At 71.6% G+C, this 22240-nt stretch carries 19 protein-coding genes and 1 other RNA gene; 16 read left to right on the top strand and 4 right to left on the bottom strand.

Annotated elements, in window-relative coordinates; genetic code table 11:
* Window positions 1-84: 84 nt before the first annotated feature.
* Entirely contained in the window at window positions 85-2715 is a 2631-nt protein-coding gene (locus ACFZBU_RS41785; RefSeq protein ID WP_391589014.1) for an FHA domain-containing protein, read from the bottom strand.
* A gap of 290 nt (window positions 2716-3005) precedes the next feature.
* Between ACFZBU_RS41785 and ACFZBU_RS41780 the strand changes: the two genes are divergently transcribed.
* The 3 genes from ACFZBU_RS41780 to prfB all read left to right on the top strand — a co-directional run bounded on the left by ACFZBU_RS41780 (window position 3006) and on the right by prfB (window position 7858).
* Window positions 3006-4496, top strand: a complete 1491-nt coding sequence (locus ACFZBU_RS41780; RefSeq protein WP_391589013.1) for a serine/threonine-protein kinase — start codon at window positions 3006-3008, stop codon at window positions 4494-4496.
* Window positions 4497-4644: 148 nt separating this feature from the next.
* The gene (locus tag ACFZBU_RS41775) at window positions 4645-6708 is read left to right on the top strand and encodes a protein kinase (RefSeq protein WP_391589012.1); all 2064 of its coding nucleotides are present in this window, start codon (window positions 4645-4647) and stop codon (window positions 6706-6708) included.
* Between the two features lie 37 nt (window positions 6709-6745).
* On the top strand, window positions 6746-7858 hold the full coding sequence (prfB, locus tag ACFZBU_RS41770; RefSeq protein ID WP_391589011.1) for a peptide chain release factor 2: 1113 nt from the start codon (window positions 6746-6748) through the stop codon (window positions 7856-7858).
* Window positions 7859-8200: 342 nt separating this feature from the next.
* Here the strand turns inward: prfB and ACFZBU_RS41765 are convergent, their stop codons facing one another.
* Window positions 8201-8950, bottom strand: a complete 750-nt coding sequence (locus ACFZBU_RS41765; protein ID WP_391589010.1) for a hypothetical protein — start codon at window positions 8948-8950, stop codon at window positions 8201-8203.
* 88 nt (window positions 8951-9038) lie between these two features.
* Here ACFZBU_RS41765 and ACFZBU_RS41760 point away from each other — a divergent pair, with 88 nt between their 5' ends.
* On the top strand, window positions 9039-9230 hold the full coding sequence (locus tag ACFZBU_RS41760; protein ID WP_360307270.1) for an LPXTG cell wall anchor domain-containing protein: 192 nt from the start codon (window positions 9039-9041) through the stop codon (window positions 9228-9230).
* A gap of 392 nt (window positions 9231-9622) precedes the next feature.
* Here the strand turns inward: ACFZBU_RS41760 and ACFZBU_RS41755 are convergent, their stop codons facing one another.
* Window positions 9623-9805, bottom strand: coding sequence for a hypothetical protein (locus ACFZBU_RS41755; RefSeq protein WP_020553325.1), 183 nt, complete (start codon window positions 9803-9805; stop codon window positions 9623-9625).
* A 236-nt stretch (window positions 9806-10041) separates the two neighbouring features.
* Between ACFZBU_RS41755 and ftsE the strand changes: the two genes are divergently transcribed.
* The 7 genes from ftsE to ACFZBU_RS41720 all read left to right on the top strand — a co-directional run bounded on the left by ftsE (window position 10042) and on the right by ACFZBU_RS41720 (window position 16569).
* A complete protein-coding gene (gene ftsE, locus ACFZBU_RS41750; protein ID WP_020553326.1) occupies window positions 10042-10731 on the top strand; it encodes a cell division ATP-binding protein FtsE in 690 nt (229 codons plus the stop codon).
* A 56-nt stretch (window positions 10732-10787) separates the two neighbouring features.
* Window positions 10788-11693 carry a permease-like cell division protein FtsX gene (gene ftsX / locus ACFZBU_RS41745; protein WP_391589009.1) on the top strand — a complete coding sequence of 302 codons (906 nt, stop codon included), beginning with the start codon at window positions 10788-10790 and terminating at the stop codon, window positions 11691-11693.
* Window positions 11694-11844: 151 nt separating this feature from the next.
* Window positions 11845-13092 carry a M23 family metallopeptidase gene (locus ACFZBU_RS41740; protein ID WP_391589008.1) on the top strand — a complete coding sequence of 416 codons (1248 nt, stop codon included), beginning with the start codon at window positions 11845-11847 and terminating at the stop codon, window positions 13090-13092.
* Between the two features lie 116 nt (window positions 13093-13208).
* Window positions 13209-13688, top strand: a complete 480-nt coding sequence (gene smpB, locus ACFZBU_RS41735; RefSeq protein ID WP_026218821.1) for an SsrA-binding protein SmpB — start codon at window positions 13209-13211, stop codon at window positions 13686-13688.
* Window positions 13689-13849: 161 nt separating this feature from the next.
* Window positions 13850-14219: a transfer-messenger RNA gene (ssrA, locus tag ACFZBU_RS41730) on the top strand.
* A gap of 427 nt (window positions 14220-14646) precedes the next feature.
* Complete coding sequence (locus tag ACFZBU_RS41725; RefSeq protein WP_391589007.1) at window positions 14647-16053, top strand: NAD-dependent malic enzyme; 1407 nt, start codon at window positions 14647-14649, stop codon at window positions 16051-16053.
* A gap of 234 nt (window positions 16054-16287) precedes the next feature.
* Window positions 16288-16569 (top strand): HU family DNA-binding protein, encoded by a 282-nt coding sequence (locus ACFZBU_RS41720; RefSeq protein WP_355539945.1) that lies wholly within the window; start codon window positions 16288-16290, stop codon window positions 16567-16569.
* Between the two features lie 157 nt (window positions 16570-16726).
* Here ACFZBU_RS41720 and murA read toward each other — a convergent pair whose 3' ends face one another.
* Entirely contained in the window at window positions 16727-18070 is a 1344-nt protein-coding gene (gene murA / locus ACFZBU_RS41715; RefSeq protein WP_391589006.1) for a UDP-N-acetylglucosamine 1-carboxyvinyltransferase, read from the bottom strand.
* 151 nt (window positions 18071-18221) lie between these two features.
* Between murA and ACFZBU_RS41710 the strand changes: the two genes are divergently transcribed.
* From ACFZBU_RS41710 to ACFZBU_RS41690, 5 genes are all read left to right on the top strand, one after another.
* The gene (locus ACFZBU_RS41710) at window positions 18222-18596 is read left to right on the top strand and encodes a hypothetical protein (protein ID WP_391589005.1); all 375 of its coding nucleotides are present in this window, start codon (window positions 18222-18224) and stop codon (window positions 18594-18596) included.
* A gap of 4 nt (window positions 18597-18600) precedes the next feature.
* Window positions 18601-19158, top strand: coding sequence for a YqgE/AlgH family protein (locus ACFZBU_RS41705; protein ID WP_391589004.1), 558 nt, complete (start codon window positions 18601-18603; stop codon window positions 19156-19158).
* A gap of 154 nt (window positions 19159-19312) precedes the next feature.
* Entirely contained in the window at window positions 19313-19630 is a 318-nt protein-coding gene (locus ACFZBU_RS41700) for a DUF3039 domain-containing protein (protein WP_355546342.1), read from the top strand.
* 1201 nt (window positions 19631-20831) lie between these two features.
* Window positions 20832-21665, top strand: a complete 834-nt coding sequence (locus tag ACFZBU_RS41695; protein ID WP_391589038.1) for an FAD binding domain-containing protein — start codon at window positions 20832-20834, stop codon at window positions 21663-21665.
* On the top strand, window positions 21662-22231 hold the full coding sequence (locus tag ACFZBU_RS41690) for a (2Fe-2S)-binding protein (RefSeq protein WP_391589003.1): 570 nt from the start codon (window positions 21662-21664) through the stop codon (window positions 22229-22231). The genes ACFZBU_RS41695 and ACFZBU_RS41690 overlap by 4 nt, the downstream gene beginning before the upstream one ends.
* Window positions 22232-22240 lie beyond the last annotated feature (9 nt).

Here is a 22240-nt window from a genome sequence, read left to right as displayed (position 1 = left end):
GGACCGCGGATTGTTCGGCGGCGGCGCGCCCGACGGCGGCCGGCGGTCCGGGTGGGGTCCCGGGCGGCTTCGGGGTGGGTGGGGTCATCGGGCCTTGCGGGCCAGGTGTTCCAGCGGGGCAGCGGGCCACAGCGGGGCCTGGAGCGGGGTGCCGAGTTGTTCGGCCGCCCGGCGGACCGCGCCGGTGAGCAGAGCCAGGTCGGTGGGGCCCTTGCCGCCGCCCACGGGCGTGGGGCGGCGGGCCAGGCGGTTGCCCATCTCCTGCCACTCCTGGCGCACCACGGTGGGGCGCAGGGTGGCCGTGCGCGGCATCCGGCCGGTCACCCGTCCGCCCTGGAACGGGACGACGGCGCCGTCCCGCCCGCGCACGAAGCCGCGGCCGGGATAGTCCTCGTCCACACCCGCCGCGTCCTCGACGTCGATCAGCACCCGCGAGGCCTGCGGGTCGTCCACCCGCAGGGCGATCCGCAGTTCGGCGCCCGCGGCGGCCTCGATCTCCGGCGTCCGGGCGGGCCGGCCGGTGGTCACCAGCAGGTGCACGCCGTGCGCGCCGCCGCGATGGGCCACGTCGGCGAGGCCCTTGACGAAGCCGGGGTACGCCTCGGCCAGCAGGTCTATGTCGTCCACCGCCACCACGAGCCGGGGCAGCGGCCGACCCGGGCCCGGTCGGTACGTCTCGAACGAGGCGCCCCGCAGCAGCCCCTCGCGGCGGTCCAGTTCATCCCGCACGGCCGCGATCGCATCACCGGTGGCCGGGATCTCCGCGTCGGCGAGATAGCCCACCACGTGGGGCAGTTCGGAGAGCCCCTGGGGCCCCCGGACCAGCGCGATGGCGAGTTCGTCCGGCCGATTGGCCACCGCGAGCGAGCACAATACGGACGCCAGCAACTCGGAGCGGCCGGAGCCCGCGGCCCCGCCGATCACCACGTGCGGCCCCTCGGTGGACAGGTCCACGGTGACCGCGCCGCGGGCGTCCGAGCCGAGCACCGCGCGCGGCGAGCGGCCCGCCTCGCGCCAGCCGGCGAGCAGTTTGGCGGGGGTGAGCAGGTCCAGGTTGAGCAGGTCGAGCAGCCGGACCGACTCCGGCAGCGGCGAGGTGACCCGGCGGGTGGCCTCGCGCAACGGCGCCAGGGCACGGGCGAAGCGGTCCGCCCACGCGGACGACACCGCGTCCGCGACCACGTCCTCCACCCGTCGGGTGCCCGGCCCGATCACGTCGATCCGGGTGCCCACCTCGCCGGTGACGTGCGCGACCGCCGAGCACTGCACGGGCAACTCCTCGGCCCGCTCGTCCAGACACAGCGCATGTACGCCGGCCGCCGGTCCCTCGACCAGGAGTCGGACGATCTCCGGGCGGGCGGCCAGCCGGCCCGCGCCGTCCAGGACCACCACCGTGCGCCGGACCGGGACCCGCTCGGCGGTGTCGATGCGATCGAGCAACTCGCCCGCGCGCGCCTGCACCTGATCCGGTCCCAGGCCGACCAGGAGTCGGCAGTCCTGGCCCTCGCCCGGCCGCAGATGCGGCAGCCAGCGGGCCCAGGACCAGTCGGCGGCGGTGCCGGGGTCCGCGCACAGCACCACCAGCTCCACGTCCTGCGGTCCGTGCAGTCCGGCGATCTGGGCCACCACCGAGCGGGCCAGGCCCAGCAGCCGGGGCCGGTGTCCGGCCAGGCCGAGCACGGTGTCCTTGAGCGAGACGGTGACCGGGACCGAGAACGCGGTCAGCCTGCGCTCCTCGCCGTCGGTGCCCGCGACGGTCGAGGGCTCCACCAGGGTCACCCGCGAGGGCAGGTCGCCCACCCCCAGGCGCACGCCGAGCGCCTCCGGGTGGCCGGCCCCACGTTCCCACAACCGACCCGCCGGACCCGGCTCGCCGGTGGACAGCGCGTCCAGCAACAGCGTCGCCGGGTCGGGCGACTGGTCGCGGCGCCAACGGACCTCGTCCAGCAGCGCCGAGCGGGCCGCCGCCTCGATCGTCTCGCGCTCGGTCCCGGCGGCCCGGCGGCGCAGCGCGAACGGGCGGCGCCGGCCCGCGCTCTCCTCGGGCAGTTCGAAGCGGGCCCGGGCGGGCACCGGCAGTTGGGCGCGGGCGGTGCGGCGCACCTCGATGTGTCCGGTGCCGTCGGCCCGGGCGCAGGCGCCGGAGGAGTCCTCGGGGGAGCCGTACGGCAGGGGCAGGAAGGTCTGCAGGGTGGATTCGCCGACCCGCAGCAGCGAGCCCGGCGGCAGGTCGACCGGTTCGCGGCCGATCGGCATCCCGTCGACGGTGGTGCCGTTGGTCGAGCCGAGGTCGGCGATCCGGATCCGGCCGGGCTCTATCCACAATTCGGCGTGCAGCCGGGACAGGTCGGGGTCGCCCAGGCGCACCTCGGCCTCGGGCGCGCGGCCGATCCGCACCCCGCCCTGGTGCAGCAGGTGCACGCCGCCCGCGTCCGGGCCGCCGACCACGCGCAACTGTGGGGAGCCGGCCGAGGGGGAGGGCGAGCCGAGCGCGTCGACGGTGATCAGCGCGCCGTCCACCAGCGGCGGCCGACCCACGGGGGTGTCGTCGCGCAGCCGGATGTCGCCCACCCAAAAGCGTTGGCCGTCGGTCCCGGAGGCGGTCCGCAGCGCGCCCGCGATCCCCGCGAACGTCGTCCCGGACGGCGCGGTGACGAGCACGTCGGCGCCCGGTCCGGTCCGCTGCGGGCCGTGCACGGTGAGCCGGATCTGCATGCGCGCCTCCCTCCTCCGAGCAGAAAACAAGAGGCATCCTCGCACCCGCGACCGTCATGTCGCCTACGGCCGGACAGACGACGGATCTTGTCCGAATTTCGACCGTAAGCGACCGAGTCGCCGGCGAATCGCCCGAACGTGATGCGGACACCCCGGACAGGCCCCGCCGCCCGTATCGCCGAGTATCGGTCCGACAACATCTAAGGGCAGGACCCGAACCGTACCTGGGGTCGATGCGTCCTCGGCCGTGTAGCACCTAGGGTGGAAGGCAACCCGGCACCACCGCCCAGGTGGCGGACAGGACAGTGGGGAGCGTCGTGGACCGGCCGGTCGGCAGCAAATATCTGCTTCAGGAAACCCTGGGGCGCGGAGCCAGTGGCACCGTCTGGCGCGCGAGCGTGCGCGATTCCGGCGAGATCGTCGCGGTCAAGGTGTTGCGCGAGGAGTTGAGCACCGACCCGGACGTGGTCACCCGCTTCCTGCGCGAACGCTCGCTGCTGCTGAATCTGCGCCACCCCAACCTCGTGCACGTGCGCGACCTGGTCGTCGAGGGCGAGACGCTCGCCCTGGTGATGGACCTGATCGACGGGCCCGACCTGCGCACCTACCTCCGCGAGAACGGCCCGCTGCCGCCGGCCCCGGCCGCCTTGACGATGGCTCAGATCTGCGACGCGCTCAGTGTGACGCACGCGGACGGGGTGATCCACCGGGATCTGAAGCCCGCCAACATCATGCTCGCCCGCAACGGCGACTCGCTCTACCCGATGCTGACCGACTTCGGCATCGCCCGCCTGGCCGACTCGCCCGCGCTCACCCGCACCCACGAACTCGTCGGCACACCCAGCTACGTGGCGCCCGAGACCGCCGAGGGCCGCCCGCTGACCCCGGCCGTGGACGTCTACGCCGCGGGCGTGGTGCTCTACGAACTGGTGGCCGGGCACCCGCCGTTCCGGGACACCAACCCGATTGCGCTGCTGCACCACCACCTGACCGAGGTGCCCACCCGCCCGGCCGGCATGCCCGACGCCTACTGGCTGATCACCGAGCGCTGCCTGGCCAAGCGGCCCGAGAGCCGCCCGGACGCGGCCGGCCTGGGCCGGGCACTGCGGCTGGCCGCCGACATCGTCGCCGGCGCCCGGCCCGACGACGGTTCGCTCGCGCAGGTGCTGGCCGCGAGCGCGTTCGGCGCGCAGGCCGCCGCCGACCCCACCCGCGCCCTTCCGCAGACGCAGGTCGGGTATCCGACACCGCCGACCACACCGCCGCCCGTGTCGCCGAGCCCACCCAATGCGACCCGGGTGATGAGCACCCAGCCGCCGGGCTACCCGCAACCGCCGCAGCACTACCCGCCGCAGCCGGCCTACGCCGAGCCGGTGCAGCAGCATGCCCGGCCGGCCGGCACACCGCCGCCCGCCGACCCCGGACCTCCTCCGCCACCGCCGCCGCGCTACCGCCGCGAGGAGGCACCCGAGCGCGAGCCGCGGCGCCGCGAACGCGTCGTCCGCGAACCGCGCGAACCCAGGGAGCGCGAGCCCCGCGAACGCGAGCCACGCCGGCGGCGCGGCTTCCGGCTCACCAGCATCCCGGGCGTGGGCTGCACCATCGGCTGCCTGCTGCGGCTGGTGATCATGGCCGCGATCCTGTTCGCCGTCTACTGGTTCAGCCCGCTGCGCGACTGGGTGAACTCCGCTATCGACGGGTTCGATACCGTTCGAGGCTGGTACGACACCGTCAAGGACTTCGTCACCGGCGGCGACAGCGGCGGCGACAAGAAGAATTGACGCATAGTCATCCCCCATCGCCCGTGTCGAGGACGACCTCGTACACGCCGTCCTACCCGACGGTCCCCGTTTCCGGGAGCCGGCCGCGTAGGGTGCGGTCGGGGAAGTCCGCTGTGAGCACCACGCTCGCTGGGTCCACGGAGCTGCTTTGGCACGCAAGATCGGTAGCCGATACGTCGCCCTGAAGGTGCTCGGGCGCGGCGCCAGCGGGACCGTCTGGCAGGGCGAGGGCCCCGAGGGACCCGTCGCGATCAAGCTGCTGCGCGAAGACCTGGCGTCCGACCAGGTGTTGGTCGCCCGCTTCGTCCAGGAGCGCACCGCGCTGACCAGCCTGGACCACCCCAACATCGTGGGTGTGCACGACCTGGTCGTCGACGGCACCGACCTCGCGCTGGTGATGGACCTGGTGATCGGTCCCGATCTGCGCGCCCGGCTGGAGCGCGAACGCGTGCTCACGCCCCGGCTGGCCGCCGCGATCGTGGCCGACGTCGCGGACGGCCTGTCCGCCGCGCACGCCGAGGGCGTGATCCACCGCGACGTCAAACCCGAGAACATCCTGATCGACAACTCGGGCGGGGTCTCCCGGGCCCGACTCACCGACTTCGGCATCGCCCGTCTGGTCGACGCGCCGCGCCGGACCCGGGCCACCCGGATCATCGGCACGCCCGACTACCTGGCCCCCGAGATCATCGAGGGCCTGCAGCCGACCGCCGCCGTGGACGTGTACGCGCTGGCCACCGTGCTGTACGAACTGCTCACCGGATGGACCCCGTTCGGCGGCGGACACCCCGGCGCGGTGCTGCGCCGGCACGTGACCGAACCGGTGCCGGGCATTCCCGGGCTGCCCGACCCGCTCGCCGCCGTGCTCGCGTCCTGCCTGTCCAAGGCACCCGCGGCCCGGCTGACCGCCCGCGAGTTCGGCGAACGGCTGCGCTCCGCACTGCCCGCGCTGATCGGCCTGCCCGCGTTCGACGTGCCCGACCCCAACGGGAACGTCGGCCGCCAGGACACCCCCGTGCCACGGCCGGCCGGCGTGGTCCCCCTGGTCTCGGGCACCTCGGAGGCCGCCGACGGCAGCCGGGACACGCACACCAACCTGACCCGTCCGGTGTTCGACGGAGCTGCGCCGGTGCAGTCGCACCGGCGCAGTAAACCGGCCCGACGTCAGGGCGGTGCGCGCCGGCGGCTGATCCCGGTGATCTGCGGTGTGCTCGCCATCGCGGCGGTCGGTGCGGGCGCGGTGTGGTTCACCCGGGACGAGGGCACCCCGACCCGACCCGCCGGACAGACCTCCGGCGCCCCGCGGCCGATCCCGCCCGCGCCCGCCGGCTCCGCGGGGCCGGGCACGGGGCACGCGACGGGCGGTTACACGTGGGCCGCGTTCGCGCCGCTGCCCGCCGCGCCGGTGCTGCTCCAGGGCGGCCCGGCGGTGACCCGTGCCGACGCCGAGCACAGCTACGTGGTGCAACGCGACGGCGAGGGCGCCCTGTGGTACCTCGGCAGCGACGGGCCCCGCTGGGGCGAGTGGCGCCGACTGCCCGCCTTCCGCACCACCGACGATCCCGCCGTGGTCAGTGCCGCGCCCGGCCGGGTGGACGTGTTCGCGGTCGGGTCGACCGACAAGCTGCTCTACCGCACGACGCTGGCCGACGGCCGATTCGGCGACTGGACCAGGACGGACGCCAAGACCAAGCTCGGCGGCGCACCCGCCGCGGTCGCCACCGGCGATCGCATCGACATCGTCGCCCGCACCGGCACCGACGGCCTGGCCGCCGGATCGCTCACCGGGGCCGGCTGGAGCGGCTTCACCACCGTGCCCAGCGCCGGCCGGATCGAGGCCGCGCCCGCGCTCACCGCCGGCGCCCCCGGCATGCTGGACGCGTTCGTGGTGCGCGCCGGCGACCACGCGGTGCTGCACATCCCCTTCGTCGAGGGCGGTTGGCGCGAGCCCGAGCGGGTCGGCCTGGTCGCCTCCGCGCGCCCGGCCGCCGCCTACAGCCCGGGCCGGGGCCTGGTCGTGCTGGCCCGCGACGGCAACGGCCGACTGCTCGGCGCGGTGCCCGGCGACGGCGGCTGGCGGCCGGTCGACCCGAACACCGCCACCGCCGACGCCCCCGCCGCGGTGGCCGCGGGACCCGATCGGGTGGACGTGTACATCCGGGCCGACAACGGTCGGCTCCAGGCCGCATCGTCGAGTCCCGACGCGGGCTGAGTCCGAGTCCGGCCCGCCGTCCACTTAGGATGGTCGCGTGGCTGCCGTTGATCCTTCCGAAGAGCTCAAGTCCGTCGAGTCGACCATGACGTCGATCGAGGCCGTCCTCGACCTCGACAAGATGCGGGCCGATGTGGCCGCGCTCAACGAAAAGGCGGCTGCGCCGGACCTGTGGGACGACCCGGAAGCCGCCCAGAAGGTGACGAGCCGTCTCTCGTTCCTCCAAGGCGAGCTGCGCCGGGTCGAAGAGCTGCGCCGGCGCCTCGACGACATCAACGTCCTGTTCGAGCTGGCCGAGGCCGAGGACGACGCGGACACCCGCACCGAGGCCGAGAACGAACTCACCTCGGTGCACAAGGCGGTCGGCGAACTCGAGGTGCGCACGCTGCTCTCCGGCGAGTACGACTCGCGCGAGGCGCTGGTGACCATCCGCTCCGAGGCCGGTGGCGTGGACGCCGCCGACTTCGCCGAGATGCTCCTGCGGATGTACACCCGCTGGGCCGAGCGGCACGGCTACCCGACCGAGGTCTACGACACGTCCTACGCCGAGGAGGCCGGCATCAAGTCGGCCACCTTCGCGGTCAAGGTGCCGTACGCGTACGGCACCCTGTCCGTCGAGCAGGGCACGCACCGCCTGGTGCGGATCTCGCCGTTCGACAACCAGGGCCGTCGGCAGACCTCGTTCGCGGGCGTCGAGGTGTTGCCGGTGGTGGAGCAGAGCGACCGCGTCGACATCGACGAGTCCGAGCTGCGGGTGGACGTCTACCGTTCGTCCGGTCCCGGCGGACAGGGCGTCAACACCACCGACTCGGCGGTGCGCATCACGCACATCCCGACCGGCATCGTGGTCTCCTGCCAGAACGAGCGCTCGCAGATCCAGAACCGCGCGTCCGCCATGGCCGTGCTGTCCGCCAAGCTGCTGGAGCGGCAGCGCCAGGAGGAGCAGGCCCGGATGAACGCGCTCAAGGGCGAGGGGTCGTCCTGGGGCAACCAGATGCGTTCGTACGTCCTGCACCCGTACCAGATGGTCAAGGACCTGCGCACCGAATTCGAGGTGGGCAACCCGCAGTCGGTGCTCGACGGCGAAATCGACGGTTTCATCGAGGCCGGTATCCGCTGGCGCAAGCAGCAGCAGACCGCCGCCGCGTAGCGCATCGGCGGGCGGCGCCCGCGTCGACAACGACGGGGCGCAATAACCCGATTCGTGACCACGAGGGCCTCCGCGTATCCGCGGGGGCCCTCGTGGTATGCCGCGTTGCGCTTTCGTGCCGATTTTCTCGGCGAATCGGAATTACCCCCGCAACCCTCTCCGAATGCCCTTGACGCGGCATCCGCCCGGTTACCAGTCTGAACGGCGGCATTACCGCGACGCATCCGATCGGAGTCCGAGGCGCATCGACAGATGGCACGGACGCGCGCCGAGGTGATGCCCAACGGCGTTTGGGACCCCACCCGCGCCGGCGCGGACACGGGGATCTCATCCAACTGGGGGTTAATTGATGACAACCAAAATGCGCGTCCGGACGGCTCGGATAGCCGCCGCCGCGCTGTTCGCGGCGGGCGCGTCCTTCGCGGTCGCGGGCGTCGCGAGCGCGACGGACGGCGGTCCGGACGACGGGTGCGAGCAGACGCACACGTGCCCGCCGGGGACGTCCGAGGGCACCTCGACGGGTACGTCGACGGGCACCTCCACCGGTACCTCGACGGGCACCTCCACCGGTACCTCGGCGGGGACGTCCACCGGTACCTCGACGGGTACGTCGACGGGCACCTCGACCGGTACCTCGACGGGCACCTCCACGGGTACGTCGACGGGCACCTCCACCGGTACCTCGGCGGGGACGTCCACCGGTACCTCGACCGGTACCTCCACCGGAACCTCGGCGGGGACGTCCACGGGCACCTCGACGGGCACCTCCACCGGAACGTCCACCGGTACGTCGACGGGCACCTCGACGGGCACCTCCACGGGTACGTCGTCGGGCACCTCCTCGGGCACGTCGCAGGGCACCTCGACGGGCACGTCGGCGGGTACGTCGCAGGGCACCTCGACGGGTACGTCGACCGGCACCTCGACCGGTACCTCCTCGGGCACGTCCGCGGGCACCTCGACGGGTACCTCCACGGGCACGTCCTCGGGCAGCACCAAGGGCTCCTCGAACGGTTCGGGGAACACCTCGAAGGGCGGCTCGAACGGCAGCTCGAACGGCAGCACCGGTGGTGGCAACACGTGTGACGCCACGCACGCCTCGGGCGGGCTCGACCTGAACTGCGGCGGCGACGGGAACACCCGCACCACCAGCGGCAACGGCGACCAGCAGAACGCCCCCGTGCGCGACTTCGGTGGCGGCGACACCGCTCCGGCGGCGCAGCAGCCCGCCAACAAGGAACTGGCCTCGACCGGTTCCGGCGCCAACATGGCGTTCCTGATCGTCGGCGGTGCCGCGATGGCGGCCGGTGGCTTCACCTTCACCGTCCTGCCGGCGCGGCTCAAGCGCCGTCAGCAGGCCTCCGCGGCCTGAGTCGAAGACTTGTGCCCCGGCGCGGCGGTTCCGGGGCACTGAATCCGCCGTCCCGCCGTTCCGAGCCGGGCGCACCGCGTCATCGCGAGTGCGTCTGTGTAACGGTCGGCTCGGGACCACGGACGGTGGGCGGCACCGCGGTACGAGGCCGGGCCCTGGCCCGGCATCGAGAACGGGGCGCCCGCTCGGGTCGGTCCGTGTCGGACAGCTGCCGACAAGGCCCGATCCGGGTTCCGGAAGCTGCGGAGCGCCGCTGTACAGCGCGAAGGCCCTGGGGGCACCCAGGGCCTTCGTGTCGTCTACGGCACTTCGTGTCGTTCACAGGGGGCCGCGTGCGGGTCGATCGACCCGCGCCGTGCCCGATCAGGCCCGGCGGCTCGGCCGCGGCAGGCTCAGCCGCCCACGCGGGCCAACAGCAGCGCACATACCAGGACCAGCAGTGCGATCGCCGCGAGCATCGCGGGGTTGAGTCCGCCGGAGCGCTGGAGCCGTTCGCGGCTGGCCCGGCACGTCGGGCAGCGACCCTCCGCAACCAGGCCGGCGCAGTTCGCGCACACCAGGCGGTCCAAGGTCATCGCGACTCCTCCGCCTCGATTGCTCCGCTATCACGCATCGATACGCATAACGCTCACGACGCGGTGGGAAGTTCCCGTCGCCTTCCACTGTGCCGCTTACACTCACGGCATGGCCATGCCCGACGACCACTCTGTTCGAGCCTGGGCGCCCGGCTCCGGGCAGTGTGGTCCCTTGGCCACCTCTGTGCCCCCAGCCGTATGCCCTGCCCCCTACACTGGCGCACCGTGATGCAACCGTGATCCGATTCGACAACGTCAGCAAGACCTACCCGAAGCAGCCGCGCCCCGCGTTGCACGACGTCTCCCTCGAAGTGGAGAAGGGTGAGTTCGTCTTCCTCGTCGGGTCCTCGGGCTCGGGTAAGTCCACCTTCCTGCGGCTCGTCCTCAAAGAGGAGCGACCGTCGCTAGGCAACATCTTCGTGGCCGGCAAGGACCTCGGCCGGTTGTCCAACTGGAAGGTGCCGGCTCTGCGCCGCCAGGTGGGCACCGTCTTCCAGGACTTCCGACTGCTCCCCAACAAGACGGTCTACCAGAACGTCGCGTTCGCCCTCGAGGTGATCGGCAAGCCCCGAGGCACGATCCGCAAGGTGGTACCGGAGGTTCTGGACCTGGTGGGGCTGGGCGGCAAGGAAGACCGCATGCCCGGCGAGCTGTCCGGTGGTGAACAGCAGCGCGTGGCGATCGCCCGTGCCTTCGTGAACCGGCCGATGATCCTCATCGCCGACGAGCCCACCGGCAACCTCGACCCGCAGAACAGCGTCGGCATCATGAAGCTGCTCGACCGGATCAACCGGACGGGCACCACGATTCTGATGGCCACGCACGACCAGGCGATCGTGGACCAGATGCGCAAGCGCGTCATCGAGCTGGAGCAGGGCCGGCTGGTCCGCGACCAGTCTCGCGGCGTGTACGGCTACCAGCACTGATCCACCGGACCACCACGGCGCGGCAGTCCGGCCGCGCCCCTAGCGACTAGGACATCATGCGCGCCCAGTTCGTCCTCTCGGAGATCGGAGTCGGTCTCCGCCGGAACCTGACCATGACGATCGCGGTGATCGTCAGTGTCGCGCTGTCCCTCACGCTGGCCGGAGCGGGTCTGCTGCTGCGCGTTCAGGTGAACGAAATGAAGGACTTCTGGTACGACCGGGTCGAGGTCTCGATCTTCCTGTGCGGCAAGAGCGACAAGGACGCCGGATGTGCGGGCGGCGAGGTCTCCAACGAGCAGCGCGAGGCGATCAGGGCCGAGCTCAGCCGGATGCCGCTCGTGGAGAAGACCTACTACGAGACCAAGCAGGAAGCCTTCCAGCACTTCAAGGAACAGAACAAGGAATCCCCGCTCTCCGGCAGCGTGACCGCCGACCAGCTGCCGGAGTCCTTCCGGGTCAAGCTCAAGGACCCGACCAAGTACACGGTGGTGGCGAGCGCGTTCGCGGGCAGACCGGGTGTGCAGTCGGTACAGGACCAGCGCAAGATCCTGGAGCCGTTCTTCAAGCTGCTGAACAACGCGCAGTGGGCCGCCATCGGCGTGATGGGCTTCATGCTCCTGGTGGCGATTTTGCTGATCGTCAACACGGCCCGGGTGTCCGCGTTCAGCCGTAGGCGGGAAACCGGCATCATGCGGCTCGTCGGCGCGTCGAATCTCTACATCCAATTGCCGTTCATCATGGAATCCGCCATCGCCGGGCTGCTGGGCGGTGCGCTGGCCTCCGGTCTGTTGAGCACCGGGTTCTTCTTCGGCGTCAAGAAGGGCCTCGGCCAGCAGTTCAACGCCTTCGAGTTGATCGGGTGGGGTCCGGTTCTGGCGACCCTGCCGCTCCTGGTCGTGTTCGGCGTGCTGATGTCCGCGATCGCGTCGTTCTTCACGCTGCTCAAGTACCTCAAGGTCTGACCCCGGGATCCGGCCCGGATCCGCCTCGAAGGCCCTGTTCCGTGCGACGGACAGGGCCTTCGAACGTTTGTATGCGGCCGGATGGGTTCGTATTACTTCCATACCGGTGTGGGTCGTGGCAATTCGCGCCGATTACGCGTTTCTTGTGATCATGCGCAGAATTCGGACCAGGCGACTCGGATTGTCGGCGCTCGTGGTGATCACGGCCGCCGCGGTGGGCTTCGTGCCTGCGCACGCCGACGGCGACGCGCCCGCCCGCAAGCAGCGCGCCGACGTCGCGGCCAAGGACATGCGGGCGGATCTGGACGCGTCGCTGGCCCGACTCGCCCGCGCGGAGACCGCGTACGCCGAGGCCGTGGCGGCACAGCCGGGCGCGCAGGCCGCGCTGGACGCGGCGCGCGCGCAGGTGGCCCAGGCCCGGGCCCGGACCGCCGAGCTCGGGCACGGCGTGGACCTGGCCGAGGCCGCCGTGCGCACCGCGGAGGCCGAGCTGCACGACGTGGCCGCGTCGACCCAGGCGGTGCGCGACGACGTCACGCGGCTGGTGGGTCGGGCGTACCGCAACGGCGGGATGGCCCAGTTGTCGATGATCCTGCGCGCGCAGACCCCTGCCGAGCTGCTGAGCAGCCTCCAGGGCTACCGGCAGATGCTCCAGGCCGACCACGAGACGATCGCCCGGCTGGAGCGCACCCGCGACGCGATCGACGTGCGGCGGGCCGAGCTGGAGCGGCGCCGCGAGGAGGCCCGGGTCCGGCACGCGGAGGCCGGGCGGCATCTGGCCGAGCTGGTCGCGCTGGAGAAGACCGCGGCCGACGCGGCGGCGAAGGTGACCGCGCTGGCGGCGCAGCGCGAGGCCGCTCTGGCCACGGCGCGTGAGGAGAAGGCGGCCGACCAGCAGCGCTACGAGGCGACCCGGATCGAGCAGAAGCGGCTGACCGAGCTGGTGAACCGGCGCAATGCGCCGGCCCGGGCGGCCGGCCGCCCGGCGGCGTCCTCGAAACAGGGCGGCGCGCTGTCGTACCCGGTGCGCGGGCCGGTCAGCTCGGGCTTCGGGATGCGCTACCACCCGGTCCTGGAGTACACGAAGCTGCACACCGGCACCGACTTCGCGGTCCCGGAGGGCACCTCGGTGGGTGCCGCCCGCGCGGGCACGGTCGTGCAGACCGGCTACAACGCGGCGTACGGCTACCGCGTGGTGCTCTCGCACGGGCGCGTCGGCGGGGTCGCGCTGACCACGACCTACAACCACCTGTCCCGGATCACCGTGCGCGAGGGGCAGCGTCTCTCCCGCGGCGAGCAGGTCGGCCGATCGGGCAACACCGGCTGGTCCACCGGCGCACACCTGCATTTCGAAGTGCTCGTGGACGGCGACTTCGTCGATCCGGCGCTGTGGTTGTGAGACCGGGAAGTCGGCGGTCGTGAGACCGGGACGACGGCGGGGACGGAACCGGGGCGGAAAGACCACCCACCCGGACGGGTAATGAGCTTGCGGCCATGCGCGAGAATGCAGGGATCATGGCGAAAGAGACCGGGCGCAAGCTCATCGCGCAGAACAAGAAGGCGCGGCACGACTACCTCATCGAGGACACCCTCGAAGTCGGCCTCGTCCTGACCGGCACCGAGGTCAAGTCGTTGCGGGCCGGCAAGGCGTCCCTGGTGGACGGCTACGCGAGCATCGACGGCGGCGAGGTGTGGCTGCACAACGTGCACATCTCGGAGTACTCGCAGGGCACGTGGACGAATCACGCGGCGCGGCGCAAGCGCAAGCTGCTGCTGCACCGGCACGAGATCGACAAGCTGGTCCAGGCGACCCAGGAAACGGGTCACACCCTGGTGCCGCTCAGCCTGTACTTCAAGGACGGTCGGGCCAAACTCGAACTGGCGCTGGCCAAGGGCAAGAAGAACTACGACAAACGACAGACCCTGCGCGAACAGCAGGACAAGCGCGAGACGGACCGCGTGATGTCGAAGTACGTGCGCGGCCGCCGGCAGTGACCCACCGGGAATCGGCGGTGACCCATCGGGAATGAAGTGGACCGGTCCGACGTTGGACCGTACGATGTGCCTGGTTCGGGCCGAGCAAGTGTGGCGGGTCGGGCCGTCGAGCAGGACACCCGGGTTCCTCGGAGCCTCGGTGGTTGCTTGAAAATTCAATAGGGGGTGATCGGTTTCGACTGCGGCTGTCGAAGCAGAGGAAGCGAGCCGAGGAAGCGACAATGATCTCGTTAACCACCTGTCGCAAACAAATAATCGCCGATACCAAGCGCGATTCCTTCGCCCTCGCTGCCTAAGCGAGTATCCGAAGGTGTCAGACCGGGTGCGTCCCCGCCCCGGACCCTGGCATAATCTAGGGGACTCCACCGTACGACCCGGTTACGGGGTCATGCGGGACAAAAAACAGTAACTGGGCCCGTCGGTGTCTTGTCCACGTGAACACCGGGGCCGAGAAAATCGTTGTGGACTGCGCTCGGAGAAGCTCTGGTTCCGCACCGTAGGACGCGGGTTCAATTCCCGCCACCTCCACCCCTGTTGACGAGAAGGCCCGGTGTGCTCGCACACCGGGCCTTCTCGCGTGCCCGTTCGGGCGGCGGCACGGGTGCGACCCGTGCCCGGAAAACGACGAACCGGCGGCCCCTGGGGGGACGCCGGTTCGTGATGTCGAGGACACCGACCCGCCAATGCTCGCCTCTCGGCAAGTGGTCCCTCGTAGGGACTAATGGTTGGGCCCGGGGGCTTGGATCGAGCCGGTGTCGTTGAACAGCGTAACCGACCACTCGCCGGCGCCGGAATGATCGGCGAAGGACGAGGATCACAGTTTGCGAGGCCGCTTTCGACGGGTAAGGCGGGCCGCGCCGCGGCCCCCGGAACCGGCCGTGTCCACGAAGTGAGACCATCGAGGGCGATGCGACGCCGTGGGAAACGGGCGTCGCAGCGATCGGAGGAGAAAGAGTTCATGCCCGCAGCGCCCAGCGCCTCGTACTCGATCACGGCTCGACTGGAGGTCCCCGCAGGGGGCCCGTCGGTCAGTCGACTCACCAACACGGTCGAATCCGCCGGGGGGTCGATCACCGCGCTCGACGTCACGGCGTCCGGCCACGAGCGCCTGCGGATCGACGTCACGATCGCCGCGACCTCGACCGACCACGCCGACCGGCTCGTCGCGGCGATCCGGGAGATCGAGGGGGTCACCCTCGGCAAGGTCTCGGACCGGACCTTCCTGATGCACCTCGGCGGCAAGATCGAGATGCAGTCCAAGCATCCGATCCGCAACCGTGACGACCTCTCGATGATCTACACCCCGGGCGTGGCGCGGGTGTGTCTGGCCATCGCGGAGAACCCGGACGACGCGCGCCGGCTGACCATCAAGCGCAACACCGTCGCGGTGGTCACCGACGGCTCCGCGGTGCTGGGCCTGGGCAACATCGGCCCCAAGGCCGCGCTGCCGGTGATGGAGGGCAAGGCGGCCCTGTTCAAGCGGTTCGCCGGGATCGACGCCTGGCCGATCTGCCTGGACACCCAGGACCCGGACGAGATCGTCCGGGCCGTGCAGGTGATGGCGCCGGGCTTCGCCGGGATCAACCTGGAGGACATCTCCGCGCCGCGCTGCTTCGAGATCGAGCGCCGGCTGCGCGAGACGCTGGACATCCCGGTCTTCCACGACGACCAGCACGGCACCGCGATCGTGGTGCTGGCGGCGCTCACCAACGCGCTGCGGGTGGTCGGCAAGAAGATCGAGAATGTGCGCATTGTCATGTCCGGCGCGGGTGCGGCGGGCACGGCGATCCTCAAGCTGCTCCTGTCCGCGGGCGCGGGCCACGTGGTGGTCGCGGACGTGCACGGCGTGGTGCACACGGGCCGTACGGACCTCGGCGAGGACCTGCGCTGGGTCGCCGAGCACACCAACGAGCAGGCCCTCACCGGCACCCTCAAGGAGGCCGTGGTCGGTGCGGACGTGTTCATCGGCGTGTCGGCGCCGAACGTACTCGCCGGCTCCGACATCGCCGCGATGGCCCCGGACTCGATCGTGTTCGCACTGGCCAACCCGGATCCCGAGGTGGACCCGGCGGCGGCCCTGGAGCACGCCGCGGTGGTCGCCACCGGCCGCAGCGACTTCCCGAACCAGATCAACAACGTGCTCGTCTTCCCCGGTGTCTTCCGAGGCCTGGTGGACGCGCAGAGCAGGCACATCACCAACGACATGCTGCTCGCCGCCGCGCGGGCACTGGCGTCGGTGGTCTCCGACGACGAAGTGAACCCGAATTACATCATTCCGAGTGTTTTCCACCCGGAGGTGTCCGCCGTGGTGGCCGCGGCGGTGCGGGACGCGGTGTTGGCGGAGCGTCAGAACCCTGCGGGATGATCGTCGTACTGTCCGTACGGATCCCGGTTGCAGGGGCCCCCGAACGGCCCCGTAATCTGCCGGAACCGCGAAATCACGGGGCTTTCCCAGTGATTTCGCGTGTCCTTGATTAGCTTCCGGGCATGGATGAGTGCAGGATTCGTCCCCGGGGCAAGAACAGCGAGTTGGACTGAACCACGTTTGCGACCACGTTCGTGGTCGTCGGCGGAGGTCAGCAAGACACGGGAGTGACACATGAACCGCAGTGAGCTGGTGGCCGCCCTCGCGGAGCGCGCCGACGTGACCCGCAAGGACGCGGATGCCGTACTGAGCGCGCTCGCCGACGTCGTCGGCGAGATCGTCGCCAAGGGTGACGAGAAGGTCTCGATCCCGGGCTTCCTCACCTTCGAGCGCACCCACCGTGCCGCCCGCACCGCGCGGAACCCGCAGACCGGTGACCCGATCGACATCCCGGCCGGCTTCGGCGTCAAGGTTTCGGCGGGCTCGAAGCTCAAGGCCGCGGCCTCGGGCAAGTAGGTCCGTAGCGCCCCGGTGGAAAACCGGAAGGGCGGCTTCCCCTCGGGGAAGCCGCCCTTCCGGCGTTGTCGGGTCCACCGGGACCGTTTCCGGCCCTCCTCGGGCCCCTGTGGCCCCGGGAAGGGGCATCGGGGCCCGAGCGGCCGGGGGGAAATCGCTAGGCGACGCTCTCGGTGACCCGCATCGGCAGCTCCACGCGAGCGCCCAGCGCCTCCAGTTTGGCCTGGAAGTCCTCGTAGCCGCGCTCGATCAGGTCGATGCCGGTGACCCGCGAGGTGCCCTCCGCGGCGAGTGCGGCGATCAGGTACGAGAAGCCCGCGCGCAGGTCCGGGATGTCCAGGTCGGTCGCGTGCAGCTTGGCCGGCCCGGAGATGACCGCGGAGTGCTGGAAGTTGCGCTGGCCGAAGCGGCACGGCGTGCCGCCCAGGCACTCGCTGTACAGCTGGATCGTGGCACCCATCTGGTTGAGCGCGGACGTGAAGCCCAGCCGCCGCTCGTAGACCGTCTCGTGCACGATGGACAGCCCGGTGGCCTGGGTCAGCGCGACCACCAGCGGCTGCTGCCAGTCGGTCTGGAAACCGGGGTGCACGTCGGTCTCCAGCGCGATCGCGTTCAGCGGGCCGCCCGGGTGCCAGAAGCGGATGCCCTCGTCGTCGATCGAGAACGCGCCGCCGACCTGACGGAAGACGTTCAGGAAGGTCATCATGTCCAGCTGGCGGGCGCCGCGGACGTAGATGTCACCGTGCGTGGCGAGCGCCGCGCAGGCCCAGGAGGCGGCCTCCAGGCGGTCCGGGAGGGCACGGTGGTCGTAGCCGCCGAGCTTGGACACGCCGGTGATCCGGATCACCCGGTCCGTGGTCACCGAGATGATCGCGCCCATCTTCTGGAGCACGCAGATGAGGTCTATGATCTCCGGCTCCACCGCCGCGTTGGACAGCTCGGTGGTGCCCTCCGCGCGCACCGCGGCGAGCAGTACCTGCTCGGTGGCGCCCACGCTCGGGAACGGCAGGCTGACCTTGGTGCCCTCGAGGCCGTTGGGCGCCTCGATGTAGAGCCCCTCGGGACGCTTGGTGATCACCGCGCCGAACTCGCGCAGCACGCTGAGGTGGAAGTCGATCGGTCGGTCGCCGATCATGCAGCCGCCCAGGTCCGGGATGAACGCGCGACCCAGTCGGTGCAGCAGCGGTCCACAGAGCAGGATCGGGATCCGGCTCGAACCCGCGTGCGCGTCGATGTCCGCGACGTTGGCCTGTTCGACCTGGGTCGGGTCCATCAGCAGCTCGCCGGGCTCCTCGCCGTCGCGGACCGCCACGCCGTGCAGTTGCAACAGGCCCTTGACGATCCGCACGTCGCTGATCTCCGGGACGTTGCGCAGTCGGCTCGGCGCCTCGCCCAGGAGCGCGGCCACCATTGCCTTCGGCACCAGGTTCTTGGCGCCCTTGACGCGAACCTCGCCCTCAAGCGGGGAACCGCCGTGAACCAAGAGCACGTCGTCTTGCATGAATCCTCGCACTTCTGTGGGTACCGAAGCCGACAGGGGAGATGGGCCGACAGCGCTACACGGTAGTCGGATCCGCATTGCTCCCGTGCCGGCTCGTGGAGCCGAAGGGCCCGGAAAAAAGGGTCGTTCGGCCCGTGACCGAAGGGGTGGGATGGCCGGGAACAAGCTCGCGTACTGGGCATTCGCGGGAGCGGTGCTGGTGAATCTGGTCCTCCTGTTCAATCCGGGCAGTCCGGGGGACCCGACGCCGTTTGTTCCGCATCGTGACAAGATCGTGCATTTTCTCTCCTTCGCGGCCATTGCCTGGACCGGTCGGCGTGTCGGAATCGGTCCGCTCGTGCTGGGCGCGGCACTTGCGGCACACGCCGTGGAGAGTGAACTGATCCAGCACTTCCTGCTGCCGCACCGCAGCGGGGACCCGTGGGACGTGGCCGCGGATCTGCTCGGTACCACCGGCGCGCTCGCGTTCGCCGGCCGACTTCCTCGCGGGGTGGCGCACCGCGACGCGGCGGTTGCGGGATCATGACCCCATGACCGAGGTAACGCTCACCGGACGCCTGCTCGTGGCCACGCCCGCGCTGGCCGATCCCAACTTCGACCGGTGTGTGGTCTTCCTACTGGAGCACGACGAGGACGGCACCCTCGGCGTGGTGATCAACCGGCCCAGTCCGGTGGACGTCAACGACGTGCTCGTGCCGTGGTCCAAGATCGTCAGCGAGCCGCCCGTGGTCTTCCAGGGCGGCCCGGTCGCGATGGACTCGGCGCTGGCCATCGCGTCGGTGCCGGGCGGCGCCGAGCCGCTGGGCTGGCGTCGCGTGCACGGCGGCCTGGGGCTGGTCGACCTGGACGTACCGCCGGAACTGGTCGCCGCCGACTTCGGCTCGATGCGGGTCTTCGCCGGCTATGCGGGTTGGGGGCCCGGGCAGTTGGAGACCGAGCTCAAGTCCGGCGCGTGGTACGTGGTCGACTCCGAGCCCGGCGACGCGTTCACGCCCACGCCGGACCGGCTCTGGCGGGCGGTACTGCGGCGGCAGGTGGGCGAGTTGGCCATGGTCGCCACGTACCCGGAGGATCCGACGCTGAACTGACGTCGGACCGGGATGGATCGGGGCTGCGATCGGGTTGTGGTCGAGGCCGCGATCGGGGCTGTGATCGGGGTGTGCGCCGGCCGGGGCGGGTCGGGACGCGCGCGTGATCCAACGCGCCGTTGGGTGCCGCCGGCGTCTGGCTATCCTGGTGGGTATGACCACTCCCCAGAGCTTCCCGGAGCCGGAGCACGGGACGGGCACCGGCACGCTGATCGAGGAGACGCCGAAGCTCTCCCACGGCGACGGTGACCACGAGCGCTTCGCGCACTACGTCCAGCGCGACAAGATCATGGAAAGCGCGATGTCCGGGAGCCCGGTCATCGCTCTTTGCGGCAAGGTCTGGGTGCCGGGTCGCGACCCGAAGAAGTACCCGGTGTGCCCGATGTGCAAGGAGATCTACGAGACGATGCCGGCCGGCGGGGCCGGTGGCGACAAGGACAAGAGCGGTGGCAAGAGCGGCGGCAAGCAGTAGCCGCCGAGGTACACGCAGGTCGCTGAGGCGTCGGCCGTTCCGGCCGACGCCTCTTGCGTGGGTGGAGGTGTGGGCGGGTCGAGTTTTCGGCGGGCCGCACGGCGACCGGCTCGCGCCGCCGACCGACCGGCCCGGCGGCGGCTCGACGGCCTGCCGCCCGACGCTTGCTCGCCCGCCGACCGGTTTCGCCCGTCGGCCGTTTGTTGGTCCGCCGGCTCGCCTGCCCGCTCGCTCGCCTGCTTGTCGGCCGTCCGCCTGCCCGCCGGGTCGCCGGTCCCGCCCGCGCCGGCCTGTCCGCTCGCCTGCCGGTTTGCTCGCTCGCCTCCAGCCCGCCCGCCGGTTCACTCGCCTGCCGGCCACCGGCTACCGGCGGCCTGTCCGCTCGTGCGCCGGCTCGCTCAACGGATTGCTTGCCTGCCCGGCTGCGGCTCGGCCCGCCTCGGTGCGCGCCCGCCCGCTTGTTGCCTGCTCGTTCGGCGGCTCGCCCTCTGGCCCGCCTGTTTGCCGGCCCGTCCGTCCGCTGGTTCACTCGCCCGGCGACCGCCGGCTACGGCCGGCCTGTCCGCTCGTGCGCCGGTTTGCTCGCCGGCTTGGTCGCTGCCCGGCTGCGGCTCGGCCCGCCTCGGTGTGCGCGCCTGCCCGCTTGCTCGCCCGCTCGTCCGCCGACTCGCCCCCGGGCCCATCTGCCGGCACGCCGGTCCGTTCGCTCGTCAGCCCCCGACCCGCCCGCGCTCGCCTGCCCGCTCGCCCGCCTGCCTGTCGGCCCGTCCGCTTGCCGGCAAGTCCGTCTGTCCGCAAGCCTGTCCGCCCTCCGGCCCGCTTTCGCCCTCGGCCCGCCTGCCGGGCCGGCCGCTCGTCGGTCCGGACCCGCCTGGCCTCGCCTGTTCCGCCCGTTCACCGGCTCGGCCGCCTGCCGTTCGGTTGCTCGGTTGTCCGGAAGCCCGCGCTCGCCCGGCTGCCCGCCGGCCCGCTCGCTCGTCCGCTCCGCTCGCCGGCCTCTTCGTCGGCCGGCCCGTGCGCCGCTCGGTTCGGTGTTTCGTTTTGGTGGAGGGTTGGGGTTTGCGGCTTCGGGGTGGGTCTGTGGGGGACTGGTCGAGTGCGGGGGTGGTGTGGTTTCGGGTTGGTTCAAATCTCGGTGGGGACGGCCCGTTGGAGGGTGCGTGGCAATAGGGTGGGCGGCGCTGTGGACGCGACGATCTTGATGCCGCTGTCGCTCGACGAGGCCGTGGATGCCCTCGCGCGCGACCCCCGGGCTCTGCCGGTGGCCGGGGGGACCGACCTCATGCCCCGCGTCAACGCCGGAACGGTGCGACCGCCGGCCCTGGTGGGCCTGGCGAAGGTCGCCGACCTGCGGCGGTGGGGTTACGAGGGCGACTTCGTCATGCTCGGCGCCGGGCTCACCTGGGCTCGGCTCGCGGATGCCGACCTGGCCTCGCTCGTCCCCGCCTTGGCCGCCGCCGCCAACGAGGTGGGCACCGCGCAGGTGCGCGCGATGGGCACCCTCGGCGGCAACATCCTCGCGAGCGGCCGAGCCGCCGACTCGCTGCCCGTACTCGCGGCCCTGGAGGCCACCGTGTCGTGCCGTTCGCCGGGCGGAGTGCGCGAGGTCGCCCCGCACCTGCTCGCGCCCAAGTCGGGTGCGATCGCCGAACAGCTTTTGCGCCCGGGGGAGTTGATCACCGGAGTACGAGTGCCGCTGCTGCGCGGCGTGCAGGAGTTCGTCAAGGCGCCGGTGGGCGGCGGGCGACACCTGACCCTGGCGCTGGTGGCCGGCCCCGTGGTCGGCGACGTGCGCTGCGCGGTCGGCGGGGCGCATCCCGGTCCGGTACGCGCGTTCGAGGCCGAACAGTGGCTGGCGGGACGGATGGACCCGCACACGGGCCGGCTCGCGGACCCGCGCGACGCTGCCGACTTCGGCCGGTTGGTCGCGGACGAGGTCCGGCCCGACGCGGAACAGCGGGCCGCCCGGGCACACCTGCGACACGTGGTCGCGGTGTGCGCGCGGCGCGCGGTACAACGGGCGTTCGGCGGATGAGCGGCCCCGGGTTCGACTTCGACGCGGTCCCCACGACGTCGTACATCCTGCGCGTCAACGGCGAGGCGCGGCTGATCGAGAACGCCTGGATCGGCGAGAACCTGCTGTACGTCCTGCGCGAGCGGCTCGGCCTGCCCGGCGCCAAGGACGGCTGTGGACAGGGCGTGTGCGGGACCTGCACCGTGCACCTGGACGGGGTCGCGGTGTCCGCGTGTCTGGTAGCGGCGGCCACCCTCGGCGACCGCGAGGTGCGCACCATCGAGGACCTGGACAAGGACCCGGAGACCGCCGAGGTGCAGCGTGCGCTGGTGGAGTCCGGCGCGGTCCAGTGCGGATACTGCGTGCCCGGAGTGGTCGCGTCCGCGTGCGCGCTGCTGGCCCGCGGGTCGGAGCCGGGCGAGGTGGAGATCCGGCGCGCGCTGGACGGGCACCCCTGCCGGTGCGCCGGGCCGCATCCGATGGTGGACGCCGTGCGCACCGCGGCACGCCGACGCGCACCGAGCGAGACCCACTCGACGATGATGTTCAACGTGATCGCGCCGCCGGCGGCCGGCGGCACCGAGTGATCGGCGAGA

The sequence above is a fragment of the Embleya sp. NPDC008237 genome (assembly GCF_042956465.1).
GTDB lineage: Bacteria > Actinomycetota > Actinomycetes > Streptomycetales > Streptomycetaceae > Embleya.
The sequence above is the reverse complement of the archived record's forward strand: the minus strand, read 5'-3'. Positions and strand labels throughout refer to the sequence as shown.

Coding starts and splice junctions, on each gene's coding strand:
- ACFZBU_RS41785 (WP_391589014.1), bottom strand. CDS start 2,715: ATGCAGATCCGGCTCACCGTGCACGGCCCGCAGCGGACCGGACCGGGC.
- ACFZBU_RS41755 (WP_020553325.1), bottom strand. CDS start 9,805: ATGACCTTGGACCGCCTGGTGTGCGCGAACTGCGCCGGCCTGGTTGCG.
- ftsX (WP_391589009.1), top strand. CDS start 10,788: ATGCGCGCCCAGTTCGTCCTCTCGGAGATCGGAGTCGGTCTCCGCCGG.
- ACFZBU_RS41740 (WP_391589008.1), top strand. CDS start 11,845: ATGCGCAGAATTCGGACCAGGCGACTCGGATTGTCGGCGCTCGTGGTG.
- smpB (WP_026218821.1), top strand. CDS start 13,209: ATGGCGAAAGAGACCGGGCGCAAGCTCATCGCGCAGAACAAGAAGGCG.
- ACFZBU_RS41725 (WP_391589007.1), top strand. CDS start 14,647: ATGCCCGCAGCGCCCAGCGCCTCGTACTCGATCACGGCTCGACTGGAG.
- ACFZBU_RS41720 (WP_355539945.1), top strand. CDS start 16,288: ATGAACCGCAGTGAGCTGGTGGCCGCCCTCGCGGAGCGCGCCGACGTG.
- murA (WP_391589006.1), bottom strand. CDS start 18,070: ATGCAAGACGACGTGCTCTTGGTTCACGGCGGTTCCCCGCTTGAGGGC.
- ACFZBU_RS41710 (WP_391589005.1), top strand. CDS start 18,222: ATGGCCGGGAACAAGCTCGCGTACTGGGCATTCGCGGGAGCGGTGCTG.
- ACFZBU_RS41705 (WP_391589004.1), top strand. CDS start 18,601: ATGACCGAGGTAACGCTCACCGGACGCCTGCTCGTGGCCACGCCCGCG.
- ACFZBU_RS41700 (WP_355546342.1), top strand. CDS start 19,313: ATGACCACTCCCCAGAGCTTCCCGGAGCCGGAGCACGGGACGGGCACC.
- ACFZBU_RS41695 (WP_391589038.1), top strand. CDS start 20,832: ATGCCGCTGTCGCTCGACGAGGCCGTGGATGCCCTCGCGCGCGACCCC.
- ACFZBU_RS41690 (WP_391589003.1), top strand. CDS start 21,662: ATGAGCGGCCCCGGGTTCGACTTCGACGCGGTCCCCACGACGTCGTAC.